The organism is Candidatus Aeolococcus gillhamiae (assembly GCF_016464765.1).
GTDB classification, from domain to species: domain Bacteria; phylum Chloroflexota; class Dormibacteria; order Aeolococcales; family Aeolococcaceae; genus Aeolococcus; species Aeolococcus gillhamiae.
The window spans coordinates 1-4,228 of the sequence record NZ_JAEKNS010000018.1; the positions used below are offsets into that span (position 1 = coordinate 1).

The window sequence follows — 4,228 nt, forward strand, 5'->3', positions numbered from 1 at the left end:
TGCGTATTTCGGGGGAAACCGACCACCCATTTCGGCGGAATCCGACCAGCTGTTTCGGATGAAAGCGATCAGCCATTTCGGAGTTTCCGACCGGCCGTTTCGGGGTTTTCGACCAGGACGGCGGTGGAGGGCGAGGCGGGCGGCAGCGTGAGGTGAGGAGGGCTCGGCACCCTCGCTCGGACAGTCCCAGCAGACGTCCGAGGAGAGATGCCGATGCCCCGACCCCGATCCGCCATGCGCAAGGTACGAGAGGTTCTCCGCCTGACCCTCGGGGAGCGGCTGAGCCGGCGCCAGGTTGCGACGGCGCTGGGGATGCCGCCGACCACGGTGACCGACTACGTGGCGCGGGCGCTGGCGGCCGGGCTGAGCTGGCCGCTGCCCGAGGAGCTCGATGACGGCGCGCTGGAGGCGCGCCTCTTCGTGCAGGTGGCGACGATGCAGGGGCTGACCCGGCCGCAGCCGGTGTGGGCTGAGGTCCACCGCGAGGCACGGCGCAAGGGCGTGACGCTGCAGCTGCTCTGGGTCGAGTACAAGCAGCGCCATCCCGACGGGTACCAGTACACCCAGTTCGTGCACCACTATCGGCAGTGGGCTCGCGGCGTGGACGTGGTGCTGCGCCAGGACCACCGCGCCGGCGAGAAGGCGTTCATCGACTTCGCCGGCCAGACCGTGCCGATCACCGACCCGCGCACTGGTGTGGTGAGCGCGGCCCAGCTGTTCGTGGCCGTGCTCGGCGGCAGCAGCCTGACCTACGCGGAGGCACTGCCCTCCCAGGAGCTGCCCCACTGGATCGCAGCCCACGTCGGCGCCTTCGAGTTCTTCGGTGGCGTGCCGGAGATCCTCGTTCCCGACAACCTGCGCTCCGCAGTGACGCGGGCCCACCGCTACGAGCCGGAGATCAACCCGACGTACCAGGAGATGGCGGCTCACCACGGGAGCGTGGTGATCCCGGCACGGCCGGCGAAGCCGCGCGACAAGGCCAAGGCGGAAGCCGGAGTGCTGCTCGCCGAGCGATGGATCCTGGCGAGCCTGCGGCACCACACCTTCTTCTCCCTCGCCGAGGCCAACCTGGCCATCGCCGAGCGCCTGGACTGGCTCAACGATCGGCCCTTCCAGAAGATGCCGGGGTCACGGCGCAGCCTCTTCGAGGAGGTGGAGCGTGCAGCGCTGCGGCCGCTGCCGGCGCGGGCATACGAATACGCGACGTGGACGCGGGCGACGGTGAACATCGATTACCACGTCGAGGTCGAGCACCACTACTACAGCGTTCCGCACCAGCTGGCCCGGCAGGTCTGCGACGTGCGCCTCACCGCGACGACGGTGGAGGTACTGCAGCGCGGACGCCGGGTGGCGAGCCATCCACGCAGCCATGCGCGCGGTGGCCACACCACGCTGTCCGAGCACATGCCCGAGTCACACCGCCGCCACCTCGAGTGGACGCCGGGGCGGATCGTGCGCTGGGCGCAGACCTCGGGCCCATCCACCGCCGCGGTGGTGGACGAGATTCTGCGCTCGCGGCCGCATCCTGAGCAGGGCTTCCGTTCCTGCCTCGGCATCCTGCGGTTGGGCAAGCGGTATGGCGACGAGCGCCTCGAGGCGGCGTGCACGCGGGCGCTGGCGCTGCGCGCCTTCAGCTACCGCAGCGTGGAGTCGATCCTGCGCCGCGGACTCGATCGCCAGCCACTGGCCACGCGTGTTCTGACCACGACATCGGTCGCCCACGACAACGTGCGCGGCGCCCCCTACTACCAGTGACCAGGAGGACGACGATGCTCATCACCCCGACCGTGGACAAGCTGCACGCGCTCGGTCTCAGCGCCATGGCCCACGCGCTGACTGAACAGCAGGCGAGCAGCAACTACACCGAGTTGGCGTTCGAGGACCGGCTCGGCCTGCTCGTGGACCACGAGACCCAGGTACGCGCCAACCGCCGCCTGGAGCGGAACCTCAGGACCGCCAAGCTGCGCGCCAGCGCTTGCGTGGAGGACATCGACTTCCGCGCACCGCGCGGCATCGATCGCTCGGTGGTGCTGACGCTGGCCTCATCCCACTGGGTCACCGCTCACCAGAACCTGCTCATCGTGGGGCCCACCGGCGCGGGAAAGACCTTCCTCGCCTGCGCACTGGCGCACGCCGCGGTCCGCGCCGGGCACACCGCACTCTACCTGCGCGCGCCGCGGCTGCTCGACGAGCTCGCTGTGTCCCACGGTGACGGACGCTTCGCCCGACTGATGGCCGCGTGGACCCGCGTCGACGTATTGCTCATCGATGACCTCGCGCTGCGCCCGCTCACCACCGACCAGGCCGGTGATCTGCTCGAGGTCATCGAGGACCGCAACCAACGGCGCTCCACCATCGTGACCAGCCAACTGCCGGTGGCCAACTGGCATGAGGCGCTGGGCGATCCGACTCTCGCCGACGCCATCCTCGACCGTCTCGCCCACAACGCCCACCGTCTCGAGCTCCGCGGTGACTCGCTGCGGCGAGAACCGTCCGCCACCGCGTCACCCCAACCAGATGTATCGGCCGGAGTCGGCCGCGCCCGAAAACGTGCCGCTGAGAGCCCCTCAGAGACGCGATGACCTCTTGTCGTGACGCCCAGCACCTGGCCAGATCCGGCCTCGGCTGGCACACTACACCCCACCGACGCTCACGAAAAGGAGGTACGCAGGGGACGACATCCTGACCACGTCGCTGCCGCTCCGCCGACAGCGCCCTCAGGGTGATCGAATACTCCGGGCCGGCTGATCGCTTTCGACCGAAACGAGTGATCGCTTACTCCGAAATGCGCACTCAGGAGGCCGCTGCAGGCCAGTCAGCTCAGGGAGAGCAGGTCCCGCCGTCGCGGCGGCATCCCGGACTGTCTGGCGACCAACTCGCAACCGCGTGTGCGAGGGCTCTCGACTGCGCTCTCCCCGACTTCGAGGCGATGAACTCGGGTGCTCGCTACGACTGGATGTCCCAGTTCCAGAACGACTACAACACTCAAGGCTGGTTCAACAACGTTCTTGGTGTGATCCACGCCTTTGGCGATGTAGGTCTGATCACACCGGGGAGTTGGTACTCGACCGCGGATGCATCAACGCTGCAGGCCATTGAGGGCGGCTACGACGCCTTCACGAAGCGGCCCAGTGTTCCGGGCATGAACCCCGGCGCATCGAAGTGGTCTGACTTCTTTGCCTTCAGACAAGCACACCCGGGCGATGTGGGAGGTGCGCAGCGACTCTGGGGCGCCGCGGAATACCAGTCGGTTCACTCAGCATCGTCGCTCGCCGATGCGTCTGGGCTGACACGCCCAGCAGGTGTGCAGACGTTCATCAACGCAGGCGATGCGTACCGTAATGCGCTCCAGTCGCAGAACACCGACGCCCTGCGACAGAACGGTGCGTGGGTCCAGGCGAAGGAACACTGTCTCGGGTCAGCTGCCTGTGCCATTCTTGGCCCTGCCGCTAGTCGTGTGTGGCCCGGTTTCTCAGACCAGCAACTCTTGGATACGACCAGTGAGTCCTTCGCCTACACGAATGCACGCGATTTGCTGCAGTTCCTTCAAGGAAATGATTACCACTAGTCGGGCTGCAGGCCAGCTCGGCGTGATGCGACGGCAGCGTAGTGACTGCGCCATCCGTTAGTCGGCGCGACCAGAGACCGGAATACGGCTTTCGCCGGTCTGCCGCAAGTGGGTTGGCTATGTGTCAGGGGCTTATCGGCTACCTGTTGATCGCGACGATCCTCGAAGGGCCGTCACCTTCGGGGTTCTTTGACTCTCATGATGCCCAATCGTTCGCTCTATCGACGACCGTGCTCCTTGTTGTGGCTGCGCATGTGCTGATGCTCGTGGAAGGGATCCTCGTGCGGTGGAATGGAGCATGGCGTGCGTTGGGCTGGTCAGCGGCCATGGTTCTGTTTCTCGACCTTTCCTTAGGTGTCATTAGCTGGGCCAACGGCGGCGGACTCGGCGCCCTTGCTGTGTTCGCTGTGATTTTTTCTCCGCTGCCGCTGATACTCCTTGCCTTGCGACCATGGCGTTCTTGATGGAGCGAGTGAGTGGAAGACATCGTTGCCCTGCGTGTAACGCTCAACACTGGCGAAGTGATGTCCCGTAGTGTGGTGTAAATCCGGGTGAGCCCCAGCCTGCCGGCGAGGTAGACAAAGAAGGCCACCGCGGAGTTCTCTTGGAAAGCTTCAACCCAAACCAGGAGACCCACGATGGCCCAGGACAGGATGACAC

At 66.3% G+C, this 4,228-nt stretch carries 3 protein-coding genes and 1 pseudogene; all 4 read left to right on the forward strand.

The window, feature by feature from the left end:
• Nucleotides 1–234: 234 nt before the first annotated feature.
• The 4 genes and pseudogenes from istA (at nucleotide 235) to JF886_RS01220 (ending at nucleotide 4,032) form a co-directional block, all read left to right on the forward strand.
• On the forward strand, nucleotides 235–1,755 hold the full coding sequence (gene istA / locus JF886_RS01205; RefSeq protein ID WP_337308790.1) for an IS21 family transposase: 1,521 nt from the start codon (nucleotides 235–237) through the stop codon (nucleotides 1,753–1,755).
• Between the two features lie 14 nt (nucleotides 1,756–1,769).
• A pseudogene (gene istB / locus JF886_RS01210) lies at nucleotides 1,770–2,510 on the forward strand (IS21-like element helper ATPase IstB); the annotation flags it as partial.
• Between the two features lie 419 nt (nucleotides 2,511–2,929).
• Nucleotides 2,930–3,568: a hypothetical protein gene (locus tag JF886_RS01215; protein ID WP_337308785.1), complete on the forward strand. Its 639-nt coding sequence runs from the start codon at nucleotides 2,930–2,932 to the stop codon at nucleotides 3,566–3,568.
• Between the two features lie 146 nt (nucleotides 3,569–3,714).
• Nucleotides 3,715–4,032: a hypothetical protein gene (locus tag JF886_RS01220; RefSeq protein WP_337308788.1), complete on the forward strand. Its 318-nt coding sequence runs from the start codon at nucleotides 3,715–3,717 to the stop codon at nucleotides 4,030–4,032.
• Nucleotides 4,033–4,228 lie beyond the last annotated feature (196 nt).

Bases quoted from the DNA above. Each gene is read 5' to 3' on its own strand.
- istA (WP_337308790.1), top strand. From the start codon at position 235: ATGCGCAAGGTACGAGAGGTTCTCCGCCTGACCCTCGGGGAGCGGCTG.
- JF886_RS01215 (WP_337308785.1), top strand. From the start codon at position 2,930: ATGAACTCGGGTGCTCGCTACGACTGGATGTCCCAGTTCCAGAACGAC.